Raw genomic sequence first — 21,720 nt, forward strand, 5'->3', positions numbered from 1 at the left:
GCGGCTCTCAGCTCCCGAAGCGGTGGTCGAGGTCCTGGTGGAAGCCGAGGTCGACGAGGTCGCAGAACTCGGCGTAGGTGTGCTGGGCCGGGCCGCCCGCGGGGGTCCCGGCCGCCCGCAGGTGGTCCAGGGCGTCGGCGATCGCGCGGGTGGCGGTGAACAGCGCCGTGACCGCGTAGAACACCATCGAGAACCCCATGTCGGCCAGGTCGGTGGCGGTCAGCCGGGTCGTCTCGTTGCCGTCCACGATGGAGACGACCTTGGGTCCTTCGATGGCCTTGGCGACCGCCTCCACCTCCGCGATCCGTTTGATGCCGTCGACGAACACCAGGTCGGCGCCGGCGTCCTGGTAGCGGCGGGCGCGGCGGACCGCCTCCTCGATCCCGGCGGCGGGCAGCGCGTCGGTGCGTCCGATGACGAGCAGGTCGTCCGCGCCCCGGGCCTCGACGGCGCAGGCGAGCCGCGCGGCGCTCTCCTCCACCGGCATCAGCCGGATGCCGGTCATCTGGCCGCACCGCTTCGGGGCCACCTGGTCCTCGAGGTGGATGGCCGCCACCCCGGCCTGGATGTACTCCCGCACCGTGCGGTGGATGTTGGACGGGCCGCCGTATCCGGTGTCCGCGTCCGCGATGACCGGAATGGCCACCGCGCGGGTCATGTTGCGGGCGTGTTCGGTCATCTCGGTCTGGCTGAGCAGCCCGATGTCGGGCGTGCCCAGCCGGCTGGCCGTGGCGCCGAAACCCGTCATGTAGACGGCCGGGAAACCCGCGGCCCGGACGAGGCGGGCGGTGACCGAGTCGGGCGCGCCCGGGGCCTGGACGATGCCGGGACCGTCCAGGAGGGACGCGAGCGAGGTGGCGGCTGACAACGGTCGGCTCCTTAACAGGTGGGGTCGGGGTGCGTCAGCGGGCGGCGGCGGGTGCGTCGGCCGTCGGCGCCGGGTCGGTCTCGGCACCCGGCTGCCGGGCCGGGCTGCGCCACAGCAGGATCAGCACGGTCGAGAGGACCAGGGACACCACGGGGATCAGCAGGCCCGCGGTGACGGTGGAGCCGTCGGTCTCCTTGCCGACGATGTACGGGCCGATGAACCCGCCCAGGTTGCCGATGGAGTTGATGGTGGCGATGCCGACCGCGACATGGGTCCTGGAGATGCTGTCGGTGGCAAGCGACCAGAACGGCGGCAGCCAGGCGAAGGCCCCGATCCCGGTCACCGCGAGCGCGACCACCGCGAGCCCGGGGTGGTGGCGCAGCGCGATCACCCCGGCGAGGCCCGTGGCCGCGAGGGTGAGCGGCACCGCGACCAGGTACTTGCGCTCGCGGACCCGCTTCGACAGCTGGGCGGTGACCAGCAGCCCGATCGCGGCGCAGACATAGGGGACGACCGCGATGAAGCCGATGTTCGTGGCCGAGTAGTCGGGGTTGATCTGTTTGATGATCAGGGGCAGGAAGAGGTTGAACCCGTAGGTGCCGACGGCGAGCGCGAGATGGGTCGCGGCCAGGTGCAGCACCCGGCGGTTCTTCAGGGCGGCGAGCTGGGCCCGTACGCCCTCGTCATGGCCGGTGCCCTGCTCGGCCTCCAGGGAGGAGTGCAGCCAATCGCGGTGGGCGGGGTCGAGCCAGCGCGCGGTCGCCGGGGAGTTGGGGAGGAACACGAAGGTCACGACCGCCATCAGGATCGCCGGTATGCCGGTCAGGATGAACAGCCAGCGCCAGCCGGGCAGGCCCAGCCAGCCGGTGTGGTCCAGGATCAGGCCGCCGAGGAGCCCGCCGCAGATGAACGAGATCGGCTGGGCCAGCACCAGCCAGCCGAGCGCGACGGCCCGGTCCCCGGAGCGGAACCACATGGTCAGGTAGACGATGATGCCGGGGAAGAAACCGGCTTCCGCGACGCCGAGCAGAAAGCGCATCACGTACAGCATCTGCACGCTGGTGGTGAACCCGGTGATGACCGTGATGATCCCCCAGGTCGCCATGATGCGGGCGAGCCAGGCGCGGGCGCCGAAGCGGCGCAGCAGCAGGTTGCTCGGCACTTCGAAGAAGAAGTACGCGATGAAGAAGATCGAGGCGGCGAGGCCGTACGCCGCGGCCTTGATGCCCAGTTCCTCGCCCATGCCCAGCTGGGCGAAGCCGACGTTGGTGCGGTCGATGTACGCGATGACGTAGCCGACGGCGATGAGCGGAAGGATGCGCCAGGAGATGTGCGCGACGGCTGCCCGCTCCCCGGCCTCGTCCAGAGTCGTGGTGGGGGGCCCGCTTGGTGCGTGTGTCATGTGCTTCCTCGATCCGGCGGGGATGCGGGGGTCTGGCGGAGGTGGGGGGTTCTGGCGGAGGTGGGGGGGTCTGGCGGGGGGTCTGGCGGGGGGCCGGCCGGTGGGGGCGGCTCAGCTCATGATCAGTCCGCCGTCGATGTTGACGGCCTGCCCGGTCATGTAGTCGGAGTCCGGTGAGCAGAGGTAGAGGGCGAGGCCCGCGACGTCCTCCGGCGTCTGCGGGCGGCCCATCGGGACGACGGCGGTGCGCCGCTGCCACGCCTCGCCCGCGGCCCAGCCCTCGGCGGCGGCCCACTCCTGGTCGATCTGGCGCCACATGTCGGTCTCGACCAGGCCGGGGCAGATGGCGTTGACGGTGATGTCCGGGGCCAGCGCGTAGGCCGCGGTCTGGGTGAGGCTGATGACCGACGCCTTGCTGGCGCGGTAGTGGGGGGTGAGGGGTGCCATCGGGCCGGCGCCGTACCGTCCGGCGATCGACGACATCGTGATGATCTTTCCACGGGGGCGGGCGGCGGCCAGGGGTTCCTGGGCGCGCATCCGGGCGGCGGCGGCCTGCATGGTCAGGAACGCACCCTTGACGTTGACGGCGAAGGTGGCGTCCCAGTCCTCCTCGGTGATCTCCAGGAAGGGCTTGACCTGCACGATGCCCGCGTTGCAGACCATGACGTCGAGCCGCCCGAGCCCGTCGGCGGTGCGCTGGACCATCTCGGCGCAGTCGGCGGCGCGCGTCACATCGCCCCGCACGGCGAGCGCCGGGCGGCCGAGAGCGGCCACCTCGGCGCGTACGGCCTCGGCGCGGGAGGCGTCGCGGTCGATGACGGCCAGGTGTGCGCCCGCCGAGGCGAGCCGCAGGGCGATCGACCGTCCGATGCCGCGCCCGGCACCGGTGACCGCGATACAGAGACCGGTGAGGTCTGCCACTCTCGTCCCTTCGTCGATGCGCCCGGCCGCGTCAGCAGGGCCGCTCGAGCTGGGACACTAGAGATCCGTAATCTTGGATACAAGACTTGTGTACTAGATATTTCCGCGAGACATCGGTGCGCGAGGCGCCGGCCGGGATCAGCGGTCCGCTGGCGAGCCCCCGACCACCGCGGTATTTCTGGAGAGTGTCCTGGCTCGCATGACCGGTATCGCGAAGGAGACGAACCGATGACGACATGGACGAGCGACGAGCTCAGCAGAATCGAGGCGGCGGACGAACTGGAGATGGCGCCGCTCCGCGGCGACGGCACGCCGCGCACACCGGTGCCGATCTGGGTGGTGCGCGAGGGTGACGACCTCTATGTCCGCTCGTACCGAGGCAGCGAGGGCTCCTGGTACCGCGCGGCGCGGGCCAGCCACGCGGGCCACATCCACTCCGGCGGCATCGACAAGGACGTCACCCTCGTCGAGGCACCCGATCCCGGCGTCAACGCCCGCGTCGACGCCGCCTACCGCTCCAAGTACAGCCGCTACAGCGGAACGTACGTCAGGCCCATCGTCGCGGACACGGCGCGCGCCACAACGCTCAAGCTCGTGCCGCGCTGAACGCACCCATCGGTCCCACGACCGCCCCTCCCCGACACCTCCACGGGAAACCCGCTCGGCCGTGTCGACGCCGGCAGTTACAGTGGCTCATCCGGGAGGCGCGACGGCTCGAGGGTGCCCGGTGCGCAGGCAGCGGATACTTCTGGATCACCGATCCTCGCGGGTTCGAATCCCGCCGCCGGCCTCATGGCCGGCGTGGCCGAGCGGCCGAAGGCAAGGTCACCGCAGCCGACGACTGATCTCGGGCACCCTCGTCCTCGTCGCGACCGGTGATACCGGCCTACCGCCGGTCAGCGGGCGCGCTCCGGCGGGGGCGCGGCGACGCTGTCGCGTACGACGATGTGGGTGCCGAGCAAGTGGTGGGCTCCCGCGGCGTGTTCGGGGTCGCGCAGGGCGATGCGTACGGCGGCGCGGCCGAGTTCCTCGGCGGGGGTGCGGACCGTGGTGAGCGGGGGGCTGAAGTCCTCGGCGAGGGGGATGTCGTTGTAGCCGACGACGGAGATGTCGTCGGGGACGCGCAGACCCGCGTCGGCGATGGCGCGCAGGGCACCCGCGGCGACCATGTCGTCCCCGGCGAACACGGCGGTGAACTCTGGTGTGTCCTTCAGGAGTTCGCTCATGGCGCGGTGTCCGGCGGCGCGGCCCAGGCCGCAGTCGACGACATGCGCGGCCTCGGGCGGCAGGCCGTGTTGGGCGAGGGCGGCCCGGTAACCGGCGACGCGTGCGTCCAGGGCCGTGTTGCCGGGCAGCCCGCCGAGGAAGACGATCCTGCGGTGACCCGCGGAGAGCAGGTGTCCGGTGACGGCGTGGGCCCCGGCCTCGTTGTCGAACTCGACGACGAGCGCGGGGATGTCCGGGTCGGGCGCGGGCCGTCCGCACAGCACGAGCCGGGCGCCGGAGGCGTCGAGGGCCTGCGCGTAGTGGGCCACGCGCTCGCGGTAGGCGTCGTCCTCCACGACCCCGCCCACCAGCACCACCAGCCGGGCGCCCTCCTCCCGCATGAGCTGCACGAACTCCAGCTCACGCTGCGGGTCGCCGCCCGTGGTGCCCACCAGGCACAGCCAGCCGCGCGCGGCCGCCTCCGCCTCCACGCCCTCGGCCACCTGCGCGTAGAAGGGGCTGGTGACCTGGCGCAGCACGACGGCCACCATCTTGCGGCCACCGCCGACCAGGGCACGGGCGTGGGCGTTGGCGACGTAGTCCAGGGCCCGTGCCGCCCGCACGACCCGGGTGCGGGTGGCCGGCGGGACCGGATAGTTCCCGCTCAGCACGCGCGAGACCGTGGCCACGGACACGCCCGCCCGCTCCGCCACCTCGCGGATCGTGACCCGCCCCTTTGCCGCCATCTCGCGCCCCGCTCTCTTCGCCTCGTACGTGTCCGCGTCCATTCTGTCGCCGACCCTCGTCAGTGATCGGTGGGTCCAGTCCCAAAGCTTGAACACAAATTACACACATCCCCTCTACATATACTGGCCCCGATGGTCTAGATTGACCGTGCTTCAGCTGTTCGGGCACGAGGCGACCCATAATGATCTATAGGTCCGGCACTACGGAAAGCCAGCAGTCGCGTCCCCCGCGCCAGACGTGGGGGTGATCAATTCTGGGGGCCCGAGAGGGGGCCTTGGGTGCGGGGAGCACCCGAGGTTTCGACGGGTTCCCGCGCACCTCGAGAGTCTGGCAGGACATGCGAGTCTGATGCCGCCAGGGTGGGTTGTTCAAGTAGCTCCGAAACAGCCGGGATGTCATGCGCGGGGGGTGGGGGCCTCCCGCGGGGAGAAACAGCGCGGCGCGGGGGGCGGGGGCCTCCCGAGGGGAGAAACAGTGCGGGGGGCGAGGGCCTCCCGGGGGGAGGAACAGTGTTAGGCGACCACGTCGAACCACTGGGGACCTGGGGGGTTCTGTGCGGCGAGGGGGATTAGTCAGCCCGTTTCCGTCAGCGCGCGGGCGTCTGGCGGACGGGGCAATCAGCCAGCCCGCGATCGACTGGGAGCAGCGGTACCGCCGTACCGTGATCACCAGCGATACCGTGGCCACCGCCTTCGTGGTGGCGGCGATCGGCAACTTCTTCGGGGCCCGGGACGCGGCCAACTGGCACGAGAAGTGGGGAATTCTCGCATTCGGCACCGAGCTGCTGGTGCTGGGGGCGCTTGCGGTGAGCCGGTCGTGGGCTCCGGCCGTGCTCGGCCAGGGCGCCGAGGAATTCCGCCGGCTCGGACGCTCACTGTTCACGGCGACCGTCGTACTGGCGCTCGGCGGGATCGCCCTCACCTCGCGCAACATCAAGCTCTGGATCTTCGTCGCGATCCCCGCGATCGCGCTCATCACCATGACCGCGCGGTATCTGCTGCGCCTCTGGCTGCACAAACAGCGGCAGGAAGGACAGTGCCTGCGACCGGTGCTCGCTGCCGGGAGCCTGGCCACCGTGCGCGACCTGATCACCCGAACCCGCAAGTTCCCGCACCTCGGCTGGCGGGTGGATGCGGTGTGCACGACGGACGGTCTCGGGCTCGACGGTGACCAACTGGACGGAGTGCCGGTCGTCGGCCGACTGACGGATGTCGCGGGCCACGTCCGCCGCGACGGCTACCGTGTCGTCGCGGTCACACCGGACCCGCACTGGTCACCGGACCGGCTGCAGCGGCTGGCCTGGAACCTCGAAGGCAGCGACGCCGAGATGGTCGTGGCCCCCGTGCTGATGGAGGTGGCCGGCCCGCGGCTGCACGTCGACGCGGTGCTCGGGATCCCGCTGCTGCGGGTCAGCATGCCGACCTTCACCGGGGGCCGCCGGGCGGTCAAAGGGGTCGTCGACCGGATGGGCGCAGCGATCCTGCTGATGCTGTTCGCGCCGCTGATGGTGTTCGTCGGGCTGCTCGTGGTGGTGGACAGTCGGGGTGGGGTGTTCTACCGCCAGCGCAGGGTCGGCAAGGACGGCCGCGAGTTCACCATTTTCAAGTTCCGCACCATGGTCGCCGGGGCCCACGGGGCACGTGCCGGACTGGCCCACCGCAACGAGGGCGCCGGCCTGCTGTTCAAGCTCCGCCGGGATCCGCGGGTGACCCGGGTGGGAGCGGTGCTGCGCCGGTACTCGATCGACGAGCTCCCGCAGCTTTTCAACGTGCTCACCGGCTCGATGTCGCTCGTCGGCCCGCGGCCTCCGTTACCGGAGGAGTCCGCTGCGTACGGCCCGGACATCCGGCGGCGGCTGCTGGTCAAGCCCGGGCTCACCGGCCTGTGGCAGATCAGCGGACGCAGCGACCTTCCGTGGGAGGAGGCGGTCCGGCTGGACCTGCGCTACGTGGAGGACTGGTCGCTCGCCCTGGACACAGTGATCTTGTGGAAGACGCTGCGTGCGGTGCTCCAAGGGCAGGGGGCCTACTGATGCGCGGGGGGCAGCGGCGGGGCGGACCCGCCGGAGTGTGGACCGCAGGCCGCAAGGGCCTGCCTGGGGGGAGGAACGGGTCATGAGGATCAGCGTCTTCGGGCTCGGCTACGTGGGCTGCGTGTCGGCCGCGTGCCTGGCCGGCATGGGTCACGAGGTCATCGGAGTGGACGTGAACCAGGTGAAGGTCGACCTGGTCAACGACGGCAAGGCCCCGGTGGTCGAGGAGCGGATCGGCGAGCTCATCGCCGACGTCGTGCGGACCGGAGCGTTACGCGCTACCGGCGACGTCCGCGAGGCGATCATGGACAGCGAGGTGTCGCTGGTCTGCGTGGGCACGCCCTCGGAGCCCAACGGCAGCCTGTGCACCACGTATTTGGAGCGGGTCACCGAGCAGATCGGCGCCGTGCTGACGGATCGCAGTGGGCGCAGTGGGCGGCACACCGTCGTGTTCCGCAGCACCATGCTCCCGGGCACCTGCCTGAACCTGCTGGTGCCGATCCTGGAGAAGTACGTCGGCGGCACGGCCGGGGTGGACTTCGGGGTCGCGGTCAGCCCGGAGTTCCTGCGCGAGGGCACGAGCGTGCGGGACTTCTTCGACCCGCCCAAGACCGTCATCGGCGAGCTCGACCCGGCAAGCGGCGACGTGGTGGCGGCGCTGTACGACGGCTTACCCGGCGAGGTGTTCCGGGTGCCGGTCCCGACGGCCGAGGCGATCAAATACGCGGACAACGCGTTCCACGGCCTCAAGATCGGCTTCGCGAACGAGCTGGGCGCGGTGTGCCAGGCGCTCGGGGTGGACTCGCACCAGGTGATGGACGTTTTCCTGGCCGACCGCAAGCTGAACATCAGCCCCGCCTACCTGCGGCCCGGCTTCGCCTTCGGTGGCTCCTGCCTGCCCAAGGACCTACGCAGCCTGGTCCATGCGGCGCAGCGGGCCGACGTCTCGGTGCCCATCCTCGCCCACGTACTGCCCTCCAACTCCGACCATCTGCAACGCGCGGTGGACCTGGTCGAGCGCACCGGCAAGCGCCGGATAGGCATGTTCGGGCTGTCCTTCAAACCCGGCACCGACGACCTCCGCGAGAGCCCGCTCGTCGAGCTGGCGGAGAGGCTCTTCGGCAAGGGTTACGACCTGCGGATCTACGACGCCAACGTGAACCTCTCCCGACTGATCGGCGCGAACCGCGAGTACATCGAGAACCGGCTGCCGCACCTCGCGCAGCTGCTCGCGGACTCCGTCGGCGAGGTGCTCGAGCACGCCGAGGTATGCCTGGTCGGGACCAGGGATCCGGCCGTGCTGTCGGCGCTGCCCCAGGGCGACGGCCCGGTGCTTGTCGACCTCATCCGCCTTCCCGACGCCGAGGCGCGCCGGGCCGAACCGGGGTATATGGGCCTTGCTTGGTGACACATCGTTTGGTGACACAGTCAGCGGCGACGGGGCGGACCGGCGCGCGCTGATCCTGGTGGAGAACCTGTCGGTGCCGTTCGACCGGCGGGTGTGGCAGGAGTGCACGACGCTGCGCGACGCGGGCTGGGAGGTGCACGTCATCTGTCCCCGGGGGGAGAAGCGGGACACGGAGCCGGAGGCGGTGATCGATGGGGTGCGGATTCACCGCTACCCGTTGCGCGCGGCCACCGGAGGGCCGGCCGGGTACCTGCGGGAGTACGGATCGGCTTTGTGGCATACGATCCGGCTGGCCCGCAAGGTCGGCCCGGTCGACGTGGTCCACGCCTGCAACCCGCCAGATCTGCTGTTTCTGCCGGCACTGTGGCTGAAGCGGCGCGGGGCGCGGTTCGTCTTCGACCAGCACGACCTGGTACCCGAGCTCTACCTCTCCCGGTTCGACCGCGGCGAAGACCTGCTCTACCGCGCCGTGTGCGCGCTGGAACGGCGGACCTACCGGGCCGCGGACATCGTGCTCGCCACGAACGAGAGCTACCGGGACGTCGCGCTGCGCCGTGGCGGTCGGCGGCCGGAGGACGTCTTCGTGGTGCGCAGCGCGCCCGCGATCGACCGGTTCCAACCGGTGCCACCGGAGCCGGAGTTGAAGCGCGGCAAGCCTCATCTGCTGTGCTACCTCGGTGTCATGGGCCCTCAGGACGGCGTCGACTACGCCTTGCGGGCCCTTGCGAAGCTGCGCGACGAGTTCGGGCGGACCGACTGGCATGCGGTGTTCGTCGGCGCCGGCGACGCCTTCGACGCGATGGTGGAGCTGTCCCGGCGGCTCGGGCTCTCGGAGCAGGTGCAGTTCACCGGGCGCGTTCCGGACGCCGACCTGGTGCGCTACCTGTCCACCGCGGACGTGTGCCTCTCCCCCGACCCGCGCAATCCGCTCAACGACGTGTCGACCATGAACAAGGTCCTGGAGTACATGGCGATGGGGCGGCCGATCGTCTCGTTCGACCTCCGGGAGGCGCGAGTCTCCGCCGGTGACGCCGCCGTCTACGCGCCCGCCAACGACGAGGCCGAGTTCGCGGGGCTCATCGCGCTGCTCCTTGACGATCCGGAGAAGCGGGCCCGGATGGGCAAGATCGGCCAGGAGCGGATCAGCGGGCCGCTTGCCTGGCGGAACTCGCAAGCGTCGCTGCTCGCCGCCTACGCCGCTGCCTGCCGTGACCACGCTCCGGTGTCGGCGGGCACCCCGGACCGGACAGGGAGGAGGCCGCGCCGTTGAGCGATGACACGATACGCCTGGTCACGATCGGGCGGATTATCCGTCGGCGCTGGCGGCTTCTCACCATCCTCGCCCTGGTGGGTGCGCTCGTCGGCTACGGCGCCTCTTTGCTGTTTCCGCCGCGTTACACGACGTCGGCACCGGTACTGCTGCCGGGGGCGTGGCAGGAGCGCGAGCTGCTGACTCAGGTGGAGATCGCGACCAGTTCGGCGGTGGTCGACCGCGCGGCTGCCACGCTCGGCTGGAAGGGCGTCAGCGGCGGCGAGCTGCGGGATCGAGTGAGCGCCAAGGCCGCCGACGGGAACATCATCAAGATCTCGGGTACAGCCGACACCCCGGCGCGCGCGCAGCAGCTCTCCGACCAAGTGGCCCAGGAGTTCGTCAGATTCGCCGCGCGGATCGCAGGCGGCAGCACCGACCCCGAAGCGGCTACGGGGTCCGAGGCGCTGCGGCAGAAGGTGGCGGAGACCAACCGCCGCATCACCGACCTGGCCAATGCGGCCGATCCGGGGCAGACCGTGGAGAGCGTGCAGGCCCGCACCGAGCTGGAGAAGCTGCGCACCGCGCTGCAGGAGGCCATGAAGAAGCTGGACGAGGCCGACCCGGCGGCCAACAAGGCCGGCATGGTCGTCATGGGGCCGGCGGCCCGGCCGACCGACGAGGCACCGCCGACGAGGATGCAGCTCATCGTCACGGGGGCGCTGCTGTTCTTCCTGCTCACGGTCATCGGCCATCTCGCCGCCGCACGGGTGAATCGCCGACTGCGCACCGAACCGGAGATCGCCGCGGCGCTGGGCTCGGCGCTGCTGGGTACCGTCGACGTGCCTGGTGAACGGCGCGCGCACCGGCCGGAAGGCCGTGGCCCGCGGGCCCGGATCCGCCGGCTGCTGGGCGTCGACGTCCGGTGGGACATTCCGACCCCGCAGACGTCCGGCGACGAGGCCAGCAGGCAGATCCGCTACCGGCGGGTGTGCGCCCGCCTCCGGGACCAGCTGCCGGCTCCCCGGCGGCTGCTGGTCGTCGTACCGGAGGACGACGAGACCGCCCGCCGGGCCGCCGGGCAGCTCGTCGCCGAGGCCGAGAGCGGTCCGCTGCTGCGGGTGGTGGGAGTTTCGGTGTCCCAGCCCCTGGTGCCGGACCGCGACACCGAGTCCGGCGCCCTGGTCGTGCTCAGCGCAGGCAGCTGGACCGCGGAGGAGCTCGCCGGCATCGCCGAGGCGTGTGCGGACGCAGGGCATGAGGTCGTCGGCATCGTCGTCGCCGTCACGGTCCGGGCCCGTCCGACACGGGCTGCCGGCCATCCTCCGGACGACGCCACTCCGGCGCTCGCGGTTCGCGGCCACGCGACGGGGGGTTCTGTGTGACGACGAGCAAGACTTCGGAGCCGTCGGCCGCCGCTCCGCTGCTTGACCTGCATGCGCTGGTGGTGGCGGTGCGCAGGCGCCGCCGCTTCTGGTGCACCATGGCGCTACTCGGGCTGCTGATCGGCGCGGCGATGTCGGTCGTGCTGCGGCCGCCGCCGGCCGCGGTGACCAAAGTGCTGGTCGCGCATCGGGAGGACCAGCCGAACGACTCCGGAACGCTGATCCGCACCGACGTCCAACTGCTGGGGACCACGCGGATCGCCGGCAAGGCCCTGAAGTCCCTCAAGTCCCGTGAAAAACCGGAAGACTTCATAGGCGACTACCGGGGTACCGGCTTGACCAACAACCTGATGCAGATCGATGTGACGGGCGACAGCGACGCGGAAGCGGTGGCCCGGGCCAAGGCGCTGGCCGACGCGTTCATCGCGGACCACGTGGAACGGATGCAGGAGGCCGCGAAGGCCGAGGCCAAGGCCCTGCTCGACCAGCGTGACCGCATGCGGGGCGAGCTCGCCCAGGTCAACAAGGCGATCGGGGACCGACCGCCGGGAAGCGACCCGAAAGCGTCGGCGAGCAGCGAGTCGCTCTTCGCCCGCCGGGCCGAGCTCAACTCGCGCATCTCCGACTTCGACCAGCGCGCCGCGGAGGCGCGCACCGGCACGCCCAAGGTCATCTCCGGCACGCAGATCGTGGACGCCCCGCGCGCGGTGCGGCACTCCCTGCCCAAGGCCGCTGCCACCAACGCCGCGATCGGGCTCGTCCTCGGGCTCGTCCTCGGGCTCGCGCTGGCCGCGGTCACCACGGTGGTCGCGGACCGCCCCGTGCTGCGCCGGGAGATCGCGGCGAACCTGGGCGCCTCGGTCATCACGGAGCTGCGCCGCGCGTCCTTGCGGCCGGCCAGGCCGTGGCAGCGCCGACGGACCCGGGCGGCACGGACAAGGCTCACCGCAAGCCTGGCCCGTACCGTGCGCGCCTCCGCGGAACCGGTGTCGCTGCTGGAACTGGGCTGTGCGCGCAGCACGAGCGTGATCGCCCTGGACCTCGCCGAGGCACTGGCACCGGACGGGCCCGTGGTGATCGTCGACGGTCTGCCCGGCCCGCAGCTGGCCGACCACGGCCAGAAGCCAGGAGGCCCGACCGTGGTCAGCGGCAAGGACGCCGCGGACGTGTCGCATCCGGAGCGCCGGTTCGGCGTCGGCTCGGTCGCGCCCGGCACGGCGTGGACCGACCTCCAGTACCTCGGTAGCCAGACCGTGCTCGTCGTGCGTGCCGGGCACGGCAGCGCCGCATGGCTGCACACCGTGGCGCGGCAGCTCGCGGACCTGAGCATTCCGGTGATCGGCGTGGTGCTGATCGACCCCGATCCGCGTGACCGGACCGACGGCACGCTGTGGGACGGGCTGCACACCGCGTTACGCGGCCACAACGAGCGGCTGTCCCGGCAGAACGGGACGGGCCTGCGGCGGACGGAGCGGCTGCCGATGTGGGCCACACGGGTCCCGGACAACGACCAGGAGGCACGGTAGGACATGTGTGGCATCGCAGGCACTTACCGATGGCCGGACGGGAAGGTCGTGACCGACCGGCTCACCGATACCCTCGCCCACCGCGGTCCGGACGGGGCGGGCTCGTACAGCCACCCCGCCGGTGACGGCGAAGTGCACCTCGGGCACCGTCGGCTGGCCATCATCGACCTGTCCGAGACCGGCGCCCAGCCGATGGTCTCGGGCGGCCTCGTCCTGACGTACAACGGCGAGCTGTACAACGCGCCCGAGCTGCGTGCCGAGTTGGCAGCCGCCGGGGTGCGCTTCCGCGGTACCTCCGACACCGAGGTGCTGCTGGAGGCCTGGCGGCGCTGGGGCACGGACTGCCTGCCCCGGCTGCGCGGCATGTTCGCGTTCGGGATCTTCGACGAGCGAACCGGTGACCTGGTGCTCGCCCGCGACCAGCTCGGCATCAAGCCGCTGTTCCTGCTCCGCCGCGGCGAGGGTCTGGTGTTCGCCTCCGAGCTCAAGGCGCTCGCCGCGGTGACCGGCGGGTCGCTGCAGGTGGACCATGCGGCGCTGGTGGCCTCGCTGCTGTACTACTGGGTGCCGGACTCACGGTGCGCGTTCCGCGAAGCGGAGAAGCTGCCGCCGGGGAGCTGGCTCCGGTGCCGGCCCGACGGCCGGGTGGAGCGCGGCCGGTACTGGCACCTGAAGGACGTCGCCGCCGAGGGCCGGGAGCGGGCCCGGAGCGGCGAGCAGCCGGACCTGGCCGCCATCGTCGAGGAGTCGACCCGGCGCCACCTGCTCTCCGACGTACCCGTGGCGACCTTCCTCTCCGGCGGGCTGGACTCCAGCTACCTCACCGCGCTGGCGGCCCGCGACCAACCCGGGATCTCCGCTTACACCATCGGGTTCCGCGCCGAGGACGCCAGGTTCGAGGCGATGCCGGACGACCTGCGCTATGCCCGGCGGGTGGCCGAGCGGTTCGGCGTCGACCTGCGTGAGATCGAGATCGCGCCGAATGTGCTCGACCTGCTGCCGCAGATGACGTACCACCTGGACGAGCCGATCGGCGACCCCGCCGCGATCAACACGTTCCTGATCTGCTCGGCCGCCCGGGAGGCCGGGGTCAAGGTGATGCTCTCGGGGATGGGCGCCGACGAGCTGTTCGCCGGTTACCGCAAGCACCTGGCCAACCTGATCGCGCTGCGCTACCAGCGCATCCCGCGGCCCCTGCGGCGCGGGGTGTCCACGACCGTGGACCGGCTGCCGGTCGCCACGGCCCGCCGGGGGTACCGGTCGGTGCGCTTCGCGAAGCGGTTCCTCTCCTTCGCCGATCTACCGGAGGAGACCGCGTTCCGGCGCAGCTACACCATGTACGACCAGGACGAGTTGCTCGCCCTGGTCGATCCGGACCTGGCCGGGACGGTCGACGACGTGCTCACCGAGCATGCGGACATCTACCAGGACAACGACCTCGACGACTTCGTCAACCGCATGTGCCTGGGCGACGCCCGGATGTTCCTGCCGGGCCTGAACCTTGCGTACACGGACCGGTCGAGCATGGCCGCGTCGACCGAGGTGCGGGTGCCGTACGTGGACGTCGAGGTGGTCAAGGCGGCGTTCGCCGTGCCCGGCAATCGCAAGATCGTCGGACGGCAGGGCAAGGCCGTCCTCAAGGAGGCGGCCACCTCGATCCTGCCCCGGGAGATCGTGTACCGGCCCAAGGGCCTGTTCAGCGCCCCGCTGCGGGCCTGGATGAGCCGGGATCTGGCGCCGCTGGTGCGCGAGGTGGTGAACGACGGCGTGCTTGTGAGTTCCGGGTTCCTGCGCCGCGACGCGCTGCAGCGGCTGGTCGCCGAGGACGCCGCCGGGCAGCGGGACTTCTCCAAACATCTGTGGCATGTGCTGACCCTCGAGTACTGGTATCGCGGCGCGACCTCCGGGGCCGGCCAGAACTCTCCCTTGACGGCGTAGAGACAAGAGGACTTCGGGTGAAACAGGTTGTGCAGAACTACAAGAGCGGCGAGCTGGCGCTGCTCGACGTGCCGGTGCCGGGGTGCAAGCCGGACGGTGTGCTGGTGCGGACCGCGTACTCGCTGATATCCACCGGGACCGAGCTCATGAAGGTGTCCGAGGCCGGCATGTCGATGCTGGGCAAGGCCCGCTCCCGTCCTGACCAGGTGGCCAAGGTCATGCAGAGCGTGGCCACCAACGGGGTACCCGCCACCTACCGCAAGGTGATGGGCAAGCTGGACTCCTATACGCCGCTGGGCTACTCGCTGTGCGGGGTGGTCGAGCAGGTCGGCGCCGGGATCGACGATGTGAAGGTCGGCGACCTCGTGGCCTGCGCCGGCAATGAGCACGCGCTGCATGCCGAGCTGAACTGGGTGCCGAAGAACCTCTACGCCCGGGTGCCGGACGGCCTCGCGCCGCGGCACGCGGCCTTCGGCACCGTCGGGTCGATCGCGTTGCAGGGCGTCCGCCGCGGCGAGCCACAGCTCGGCGACGTGGCGCTGGTCATCGGCCTCGGGCTGATCGGGCAGCTGGTGGTGCAGCTGCTGGCCGCCTCGGGAGTCCGCGTCGTCGGGGTCGACCCCGACCCGGTGCGCTGCGAGCTCGCCGAGCGCCTGGGCGCGGCGGCCTGCGGCGATCCCGCCTCCGCGGCCGTGGAGAACTCCGTCGCCGAACTCACCGGCGGTCACGGCGTGGACCAGGTGTACCTGGCCGCCGGCGGCGGCAGCAACCAGCCCGTCGAGCTGGCCGCCCGGCTGAGCCGGGACCGCGGCCGGGTCGTCGACATCGGCAAGTGCCGCCTGGACCTGCCGTGGAACGCGTACTACGAGAAGGAGCTCGACGTCCGGTTCTCCCGCTCGTACGGCCCCGGGCGCTACGACCCGGAGTACGAGCTCGAGGGGCGGGACTACCCGATCGGCTACGTGCGCTGGACCGAGCGCCGCAACCTGGCGTGTTTCCTCGATCTCCTCGCCCGCGGCCGCGTCGACGTGGAGCCCCTGGTCTCCCACATAGCCGACTTCGATGACGCCGTCGAGACGTACCAGAGCCTGAAGGACGGCGACCTGAAGGCCGTGGCTGTGCTGTTCCGGTACCCCGACCACCCCAACCAGGCTGCGGAAGCGGGGGCCCCGGAGGTGGCCGTGCCCGCGGTGCGACGCAGCGGCACAGTGCCCACCCCGGCCCGGTCTGCCAAGGCGTCGGTGCGGCTGGCGTTCGCCGGCGCGGGAAACTACGCGACGTCGATGCTGCTGCCGCACCTGGCACAGCGCGACGGCGTCGAGTTGTCCACGGTCGTCACCACGACGGCGCTGTCCGCGGCCAACGCGAAGCGGAAGTTCGGCTTCGCCAAGGCGACCACCGATCTCGACACCGTGCTCGGCGACCCGTCCATCGACGCGGTGTTCGTGGTCACCCGCCACAGCTCGCACGCCGAACTGACCCGAAGGGCGCTGCTGGCCGGCAAGGCGGTGTTCGTGGAGAAGCCGTTGGCGCTTGACCAGGACGAGCTGGCCGGCGTGCTCGCGGCGGTGGAGGAGTCCGGCAACGACCGGCTGCAGGTGGGCTTCAACCGCCGGTTCGCGCCGCTGTTGCAGGAGGCCAAAGAGCGGTTCGGCGCCCGGACCGGTCCGGCGAGCCTCCGCTACCTGGTCAACGCGGGCCGGCTGCAGCACGGCAGCTGGTACCTCCAACAGGGCACCGAGGGCTCGCGCTTCGCCGGCGAGGGCGGACACTTCATCGACACGGCGAGCTGGCTGCTCGAGGCCGACCCGGTATCGGTGTACGCGGTCGCCACGCCCGGCAACGAGGGCAGCGGTGACATTCAGGTCGTGCTGCGCTACCCGGACGGGTCCACCGCCACCATCAGCTACGTCACCACCGGCGCGCCCGCCTTCCCCAAGGAGACGCTGGACCTCGTCGCGGACGGCAAGGTGCTGCGGCTCGACGACTTCGTCCGTGCCTCGGTGTACGCCCGTAAGCGGTGGGTCAGTTCGCGGCTGCCCAAGGCCCGGGACAAGGGCCAGTCCGCCGAGCTGGCCGCGTTCATCAAGGCCGTGCGGACCGGCGGGCCGATGCCGGTGCCGCTGGAGTCGCTGGTCGCCACCACGTCGGCCACCCTCGCCGTCCAGACCGGCCTGGTCGGCGGCGCGCCGGTGACGTTGGCGAGAGCGCGATGACCATGAGTGCGAGCTGGTACCTGCGGCGGCTGTCCCGGATGGGACCGCGGGAGGTCGGCGGCCGGGTGGGCGACGCGGTGCGCAGGCGGCGGTGGCGGTCGGCGCGGCCGGACTGCCCGAGCGTGACCGGCGCCCGGTTCACCGCGGTACTGCCCGCAGGGGCGTTCGCCGCCGTGCCACCGGACGCCGCGAAGCGTCTCATCGCCGAGGCGGACCGGCTGATGTACGGGCACGCCGAGTACTTCGGGGTGGTCCGCGACGACCTGGCCGACCCGGACTGGTGGTGCGACCCGAAGACCGGGCGCCGGGCTCCGTGGGGCTACGCCTTCGACGTGCCGTACCGGAACGAGGACGCGGTCGGGGACATCAAGCAGATCTGGGAGCTGTCCCGGCATCAGTACCTCACCGTGCTCGCCGCCGCCTACGCGATCACCGGGAACGAGCGGTACGCCGAGCGAGTGGCCGAGCACCTGCGGTCGTGGTGGGCGGCCAACGCGCCGCTGCGCGGAGTGCACTGGATCAGCGGCATCGAGCTGGGCATCCGGCTGCTGTCCTGGGTGTGGATCCGTCGGCTGCTCGACGGCTGGCCGGGCGCGGCCGGGCTGTTCGAGGGCAACCCGGTGGCGGTGAACCAGATCTGGCACCACCAGCGCTGGCTGGCCGCCTTCCCCAGCCGGGGGTCTTCGGCGAACAACCACGTCATCGCCGAGACCGCCGGGCAGTTCGCCGCAGCCTGCGCGTTCGGCTGGTTCCCCTCCTCGGCGCGTTGGCGAGCCGACGCGCTGCGGTCGCTGGAGCGGCATCTGCGAAGCAACACCTTCGGCTCCGGCCTCAACCGCGAGTTGGCCACCGAGTATCACGGGCTTGTGCTGGAGCTCGGCCTGGCCGCGGTGGCCGAGGCGGATGCCGCCGGCGTGCCGGTCCCCGCGTCGATCCGGCTGGTGCTGCTGCGGATGACCGACGCGCTCGCGGCCGTCGTGGACAACCGGCTGCGGCCGCCGCGCCAGGGGGACGCGGACGACGGGCACGGTCTGGTCGTGGACGGCGCGGGCACCGACCGCTGGGCCTCGCTCCTTGCCACCGGGGACGCCGTGTTCGGCCGGCTCGCCTGGTGGCCGGCGGTGACCGGCACCGATGTGCGCACCCCGCTGCTGGCCGCGCTCATCCGGCCGTACTGGAAAAGTGAAACCGCACCGGCCGTGTCCCGCCCTCCAAGCCGACCGGCCCATTTCGCCGACGCGGGCATGACCATCCTGCGCGGTCCGGAAGAGATCTGGTGCCGCTGCGACGGTGGCCCGCACGGCTTCTTGTCCATCGCCGCGCATGCCCACGCGGACGCGCTGTCCGTGGAGGTCCGGCACGACGGGGTCGACGTGCTCGCCGACCCGGGGACGTTCTGCTATCACGGGCAGCCCGAGTGGCGGCAGTACTTCCGGTCGACCCTCGGCCACAACACCCTGCGACTGGACGGCGGTGACCAGTCCGTCTCCGGCGGCCCGTTCCTGTGGACCCGGCATGCCCGCAGCCGCGTCCTGGCCGCGGGCACATCCGGCACCTCCGACGGGGGGACGGCCCGCTGGTGTGCCGAGCACGACGGTTACCAGCCCTCCGTGCACCGCCGCCGGGTGGAGCTGACGGCCGCAGCTAAGGAGCTGAGGGTGGTCGACGAGGTGCGCGGCCCGCGCCGGGCCGTGCACCTGGCGTTCCACCTCGGCCCGGCGATCGCCGCGGACCTGGTGGGGAACCGGGCAGTGCTCACCTGGACCCGGGACGGCGAGGACCGCTCCGCGGTGCTCGACCTGCCCGGGCAGCTGTCCTGGCGGGCGCATCGCGGCGAGAGTGACCCGCCGCTGGGCTGGTACTCCGCCGGCTTCGGGCGCAAGGAACCCACCACAACGCTGGTCGGCACCGGCTTCGCCGATGGCGCGGAGGGGTTCACCACCGTACTCAGGTTCCGCGGCTAGGGGGGGGGACGCTTGGGGATCAAGTGGCGGCACTGGGCGTTGCCTGCGGCACCGCTGGCGCTGGCCCTGCTGGCGGCGACCGGCTGTGAGAGCACGTCGGATGCCCCGGCGGAGCCGAACGGTACGCCATCCACGTCCGGGGCGCACTCCACGTCCATGGCCCGGGTGTGCGCCAAGCCCGCGGCCGGGCCGGCGAAGGCGCCGGCGGGCGCGGTGACGGTCGACCCTGCGGTGGTCGGTGACCTGGCTGCGAAGACCAAGAGCAGCCCCCCGAACACCACGTTCTGGCTGCTACCGGGCAAGCACAGGCTCGAGCCGAACCGCTACGCCCAGGTCATGGCCAAGGAGGGGAACAGCTACCTCGGCGCGCCAGGCGCGGTGCTCGACGGCCGGAAGACCAACAACTACGCGTTCAGCGGTACCGCCCCCAACGTCACCATCCGCTATCTGACCGTGCAGGGTTTCGTCGCGCCGCACGACGAGGGCGTGGTCAACCACGACATGGCCGACGGGTGGGTGATCGAGCACGCGACGATCCAGAACAACTCCGGCGCCGGGCTGATGGCCGGTGCCCGTCAGCAGGTCCGCGCCAGCTGTCTGCGCGGCAACGGGCAGTACGGAATGAACGCGTACAAGACCGGCGACTCCATCAAGAGCCTGGTGGTCGAGGGCAACGAGGTCGTCGGCAACAACACCGACAACTGGGAGCGGCGGCAGCCGGGCTGCGGCTGCACAGGAGGCATCAAGTTCTGGGCCGTCAACGGCGCGGACATCCGCGGCAACTGGGTGCACGACAACCGCGGAGCCGGGTTGTGGGCGGACAACAACAACAACGACTTCCGCATCGAGAACAACGTGCTCGAAGCCAACGACGGTGCCGCGCTGATGTACGAGACCAGCTACAACGCGGTCATCCGGAACAACACGATCCGGCGGAACAACTGGGTCGAGGGCCGCAAGAACGCCGCCCGCGGCGACAACTTCCCGTACGCGACCATCTATGTGTCCGAGGCCGGCGGCGAACCACGGGTCCCGGCCCGCACGGACAAGATCGAGATCTACCGGAACGTACTGGAGAACAACTGGTCCGGGATCACCCTGTGGGAGAACGCCGACCGGTTCTGCAACAGCCCGGCCAACACATCGACCGGCTACTGCACCCTGCTGGTGAAGGACACCCGCCGCTGCAAGCAGCCGGCGATCACCACCGCTCCGCTCTACGCCGACTGCCGGTGGAAGACCCAGCGGGTGGACATCCACAGCAACCGCTTCGTCCTGGACACGTCCGTCGTCAAGTGCACGGTGGAGTGCGGCCGCATGGCGGTGCTCGCCAACTACGGCACCTATCCGGACTGGTCGCCGTACAAGGGCAAGCGAGTGGCCGAGGCGATCACCCTCAAGCAGCACAACCGCTGGCACGACAACGTCTACCGCGGACCGTGGAGCTTCGTCTCCGACGATCCGGACCAGAAGCTCGACTCCGCGCAGTGGCAGGGCATGCCGTACCAGCAGGACGCGGGCAGCACCTTCGACCCACTGGCCGGTGGTTGAGATGGGCGGGGACCCGATGCGCGGTGGGCTGCCGGGCGGACCGGGTACGGCGGTCACGCAGCCCGGTGCCGAACAACGCCCTGCCGGCACGCCGAAGGCCGTCTGGATCGTCTGGGCGTTGCTGGGCCTCAACACGCTTGGCTCCGCCGGGGCGAAGACCATCGTCACGCTGCCCCGCTCCCTCATCCAGATGGCCACCATGGGCGCGCTGGTCTCCGCGTTCGCGCTGGCGCTCGCACTCAATCTCCGGCTGCGCATCCGAGCCAGCGCCTTCGTGTTCCTGCTCACCCTGCTGCTGGTGCCGAGCGTGATCTCCAGCATGCACCTGGAGGTCGGGTTCGGTGCGCTGTTCCGCTGCGCCCGGCTGGCTCTCTTCGTCGGCACGCTGTGGCTGCTCAGCCGCTGGTGGGACGGCAGCCTGAGGTTCGTCCGGTACCACATCCGGATGTACTTCGCGGCGCTCGTGTCGGTGGCCGCCGGCCTGGCCATCTCACCGGGCACGGCCATGCCCGAGTACTACGGCGGGCGCCTGGTCGGCGCGTTGTGGCCGCTCACCCCGCCGCAGATCGGACAGTACTCCGCGGTGATCATCGGGCTCACCGTGCTGCTCTTGCTGGGCCGCCGGACCACCGGGGCCGGCGCGGCGGTGATCATCGTGCCGGCATTCGTCCTGCTCGCGATGACCCACACCCGGACGGCCACGGTCGGCCTGCTCATCGGGCTGGTGCTGGCGATCGGCTCGCTCGTCCTGACCAGCGCCGCCGCCCGCCGGTTCTTCGCCTGGGCGGTGCTGTGCGCCACGGTGGCCGCGGTGGCGTTCGCCTCCGCGCTGCAGGCGTGGTTCATGCGCGGACAGAGCAAGGAGAACTTCTCCAACCTCACCGGTCGGGCCAAGGTCTGGGACGCCCTGCTGGCAGAGCCCCGGACGATCCAGGAGAAGGTGTTCGGCACGGGCCTGGGCGACAAGTCGTTCGGCGGGCTGCCGATCGACAACAGCTGGCTGGCCGTTTACAACGAGCAGGGTCTGCTCGGCATCGCCCTCGTGGCGGCGATCATCGTCGTGCTGGGCGGTGTCGCGTTGCTGCGCCCGCCATCGCTGCCGAGGGCCTGCGCGATCTTCCTGATCAGCTACGTCGCGATCTCGTCGTACACCGAGGCCGGGCTTGGCGACGCCTCGCCGTATCTGCTGCATCTGACCCTGGCCGCCTCGCTCCTTGCGACACCTGCCGCGGCCACGCCCCTGACGACGCCCGCAGTCCCTCGACGACGTATCCCGCGATGGGACCGGAACCGGGAGGTGATCTGAC

Annotated in this window: 15 protein-coding genes; 11 read left to right on the forward strand and 4 right to left on the reverse strand. The window is 71.1% G+C overall.

All coding sequences use genetic code 11. The features are described from left to right. Window positions 1–7: 7 nt before the first annotated feature. The 3 genes from ACWY4P_RS09235 to ACWY4P_RS09245 all read right to left on the reverse strand — a co-directional run bounded on the left by ACWY4P_RS09235 (window position 8) and on the right by ACWY4P_RS09245 (window position 3,191). Complete coding sequence (locus ACWY4P_RS09235) at window positions 8–868, reverse strand: isocitrate lyase/PEP mutase family protein (RefSeq protein ID WP_456209854.1); 861 nt, start codon at window positions 866–868, stop codon at window positions 8–10. A 34-nt stretch (window positions 869–902) separates the two neighbouring features. Further along, window positions 903–2,270 (reverse strand): MFS transporter, encoded by a 1,368-nt coding sequence (locus ACWY4P_RS09240; RefSeq protein WP_456209855.1) that lies wholly within the window; start codon window positions 2,268–2,270, stop codon window positions 903–905. Window positions 2,271–2,381: 111 nt separating this feature from the next. Next, window positions 2,382–3,191, reverse strand: coding sequence for an SDR family NAD(P)-dependent oxidoreductase (locus ACWY4P_RS09245; RefSeq protein WP_456209856.1), 810 nt, complete (start codon window positions 3,189–3,191; stop codon window positions 2,382–2,384). A gap of 228 nt (window positions 3,192–3,419) precedes the next feature. On the opposite strand from ACWY4P_RS09245, the gene ACWY4P_RS09250 reads away from it, so the two are divergent. Next, window positions 3,420–3,797 (forward strand): DUF2255 family protein, encoded by a 378-nt coding sequence (locus ACWY4P_RS09250; protein WP_456209857.1) that lies wholly within the window; start codon window positions 3,420–3,422, stop codon window positions 3,795–3,797. A gap of 290 nt (window positions 3,798–4,087) precedes the next feature. Here the strand turns inward: ACWY4P_RS09250 and ACWY4P_RS09255 are convergent, their stop codons facing one another. Continuing rightward, window positions 4,088–5,143, reverse strand: coding sequence for a LacI family DNA-binding transcriptional regulator (locus ACWY4P_RS09255; RefSeq protein ID WP_456212862.1), 1,056 nt, complete (start codon window positions 5,141–5,143; stop codon window positions 4,088–4,090). A gap of 554 nt (window positions 5,144–5,697) precedes the next feature. On the opposite strand from ACWY4P_RS09255, the gene ACWY4P_RS09260 reads away from it, so the two are divergent. The 10 genes from ACWY4P_RS09260 (at window position 5,698) to ACWY4P_RS09305 (ending at window position 21,719) form a co-directional block, all read left to right on the forward strand. Then, window positions 5,698–7,176 (forward strand): sugar transferase, encoded by a 1,479-nt coding sequence (locus tag ACWY4P_RS09260; RefSeq protein WP_456209858.1) that lies wholly within the window; start codon window positions 5,698–5,700, stop codon window positions 7,174–7,176. Between the two features lie 82 nt (window positions 7,177–7,258). Further along, window positions 7,259–8,584, forward strand: a complete 1,326-nt coding sequence (locus tag ACWY4P_RS09265; protein ID WP_456209859.1) for a nucleotide sugar dehydrogenase — start codon at window positions 7,259–7,261, stop codon at window positions 8,582–8,584. Next, entirely contained in the window at window positions 8,574–9,854 is a 1,281-nt protein-coding gene (locus tag ACWY4P_RS09270; protein WP_456209860.1) for a glycosyltransferase family 4 protein, read from the forward strand. The genes ACWY4P_RS09265 and ACWY4P_RS09270 overlap by 11 nt, the downstream gene beginning before the upstream one ends. Then, complete coding sequence (locus ACWY4P_RS09275) at window positions 9,851–11,218, forward strand: Wzz/FepE/Etk N-terminal domain-containing protein (protein WP_456209861.1); 1,368 nt, start codon at window positions 9,851–9,853, stop codon at window positions 11,216–11,218. Before ACWY4P_RS09270 ends, ACWY4P_RS09275 begins: the two co-directional genes overlap by 4 nt. Next, on the forward strand, window positions 11,215–12,744 hold the full coding sequence (locus ACWY4P_RS09280; protein ID WP_456209862.1) for a Wzz/FepE/Etk N-terminal domain-containing protein: 1,530 nt from the start codon (window positions 11,215–11,217) through the stop codon (window positions 12,742–12,744). Before ACWY4P_RS09275 ends, ACWY4P_RS09280 begins: the two co-directional genes overlap by 4 nt. A 3-nt stretch (window positions 12,745–12,747) precedes the next feature. Beyond that, on the forward strand, window positions 12,748–14,682 hold the full coding sequence (gene asnB, locus ACWY4P_RS09285; protein WP_456209863.1) for an asparagine synthase (glutamine-hydrolyzing): 1,935 nt from the start codon (window positions 12,748–12,750) through the stop codon (window positions 14,680–14,682). 17 nt (window positions 14,683–14,699) lie between these two features. Continuing rightward, entirely contained in the window at window positions 14,700–16,898 is a 2,199-nt protein-coding gene (locus ACWY4P_RS09290; protein WP_456209864.1) for a bi-domain-containing oxidoreductase, read from the forward strand. After that, on the forward strand, window positions 16,895–18,862 hold the full coding sequence (locus ACWY4P_RS09295) for an alginate lyase family protein (RefSeq protein ID WP_456209865.1): 1,968 nt from the start codon (window positions 16,895–16,897) through the stop codon (window positions 18,860–18,862). Before ACWY4P_RS09290 ends, ACWY4P_RS09295 begins: the two co-directional genes overlap by 4 nt. 12 nt (window positions 18,863–18,874) lie before the next feature. Continuing rightward, the gene (locus ACWY4P_RS09300) at window positions 18,875–20,413 is read left to right on the forward strand and encodes a right-handed parallel beta-helix repeat-containing protein (RefSeq protein ID WP_456209866.1); all 1,539 of its coding nucleotides are present in this window, start codon (window positions 18,875–18,877) and stop codon (window positions 20,411–20,413) included. A 1-nt stretch (window position 20,414) separates the two neighbouring features. Next, on the forward strand, window positions 20,415–21,719 hold the full coding sequence (locus ACWY4P_RS09305; protein WP_456212863.1) for an O-antigen ligase domain-containing protein: 1,305 nt from the start codon (window positions 20,415–20,417) through the stop codon (window positions 21,717–21,719). Window position 21,720 lies beyond the last annotated feature (1 nt).

The sequence above is a fragment of the Streptomyces sp. LZ34 genome, assembly GCF_053890475.1.

Bases quoted from the DNA above. Each gene is read 5' to 3' on its own strand.
- ACWY4P_RS09295 (WP_456209865.1), top strand. From the start codon at position 16,895: ATGACCATGAGTGCGAGCTGGTACCTGCGGCGGCTGTCCCGGATGGGA.
- asnB (WP_456209863.1), top strand. From the start codon at position 12,748: ATGTGTGGCATCGCAGGCACTTACCGATGGCCGGACGGGAAGGTCGTG.
- ACWY4P_RS09240 (WP_456209855.1), bottom strand. From the start codon at position 2,270: ATGACACACGCACCAAGCGGGCCCCCCACCACGACTCTGGACGAGGCC.
- ACWY4P_RS09255 (WP_456212862.1), bottom strand. From the start codon at position 5,143: ATGGCGGCAAAGGGGCGGGTCACGATCCGCGAGGTGGCGGAGCGGGCG.
- ACWY4P_RS09250 (WP_456209857.1), top strand. From the start codon at position 3,420: ATGACGACATGGACGAGCGACGAGCTCAGCAGAATCGAGGCGGCGGAC.
- ACWY4P_RS09305 (WP_456212863.1), top strand. From the start codon at position 20,415: ATGGGCGGGGACCCGATGCGCGGTGGGCTGCCGGGCGGACCGGGTACG.
- ACWY4P_RS09265 (WP_456209859.1), top strand. From the start codon at position 7,259: ATGAGGATCAGCGTCTTCGGGCTCGGCTACGTGGGCTGCGTGTCGGCC.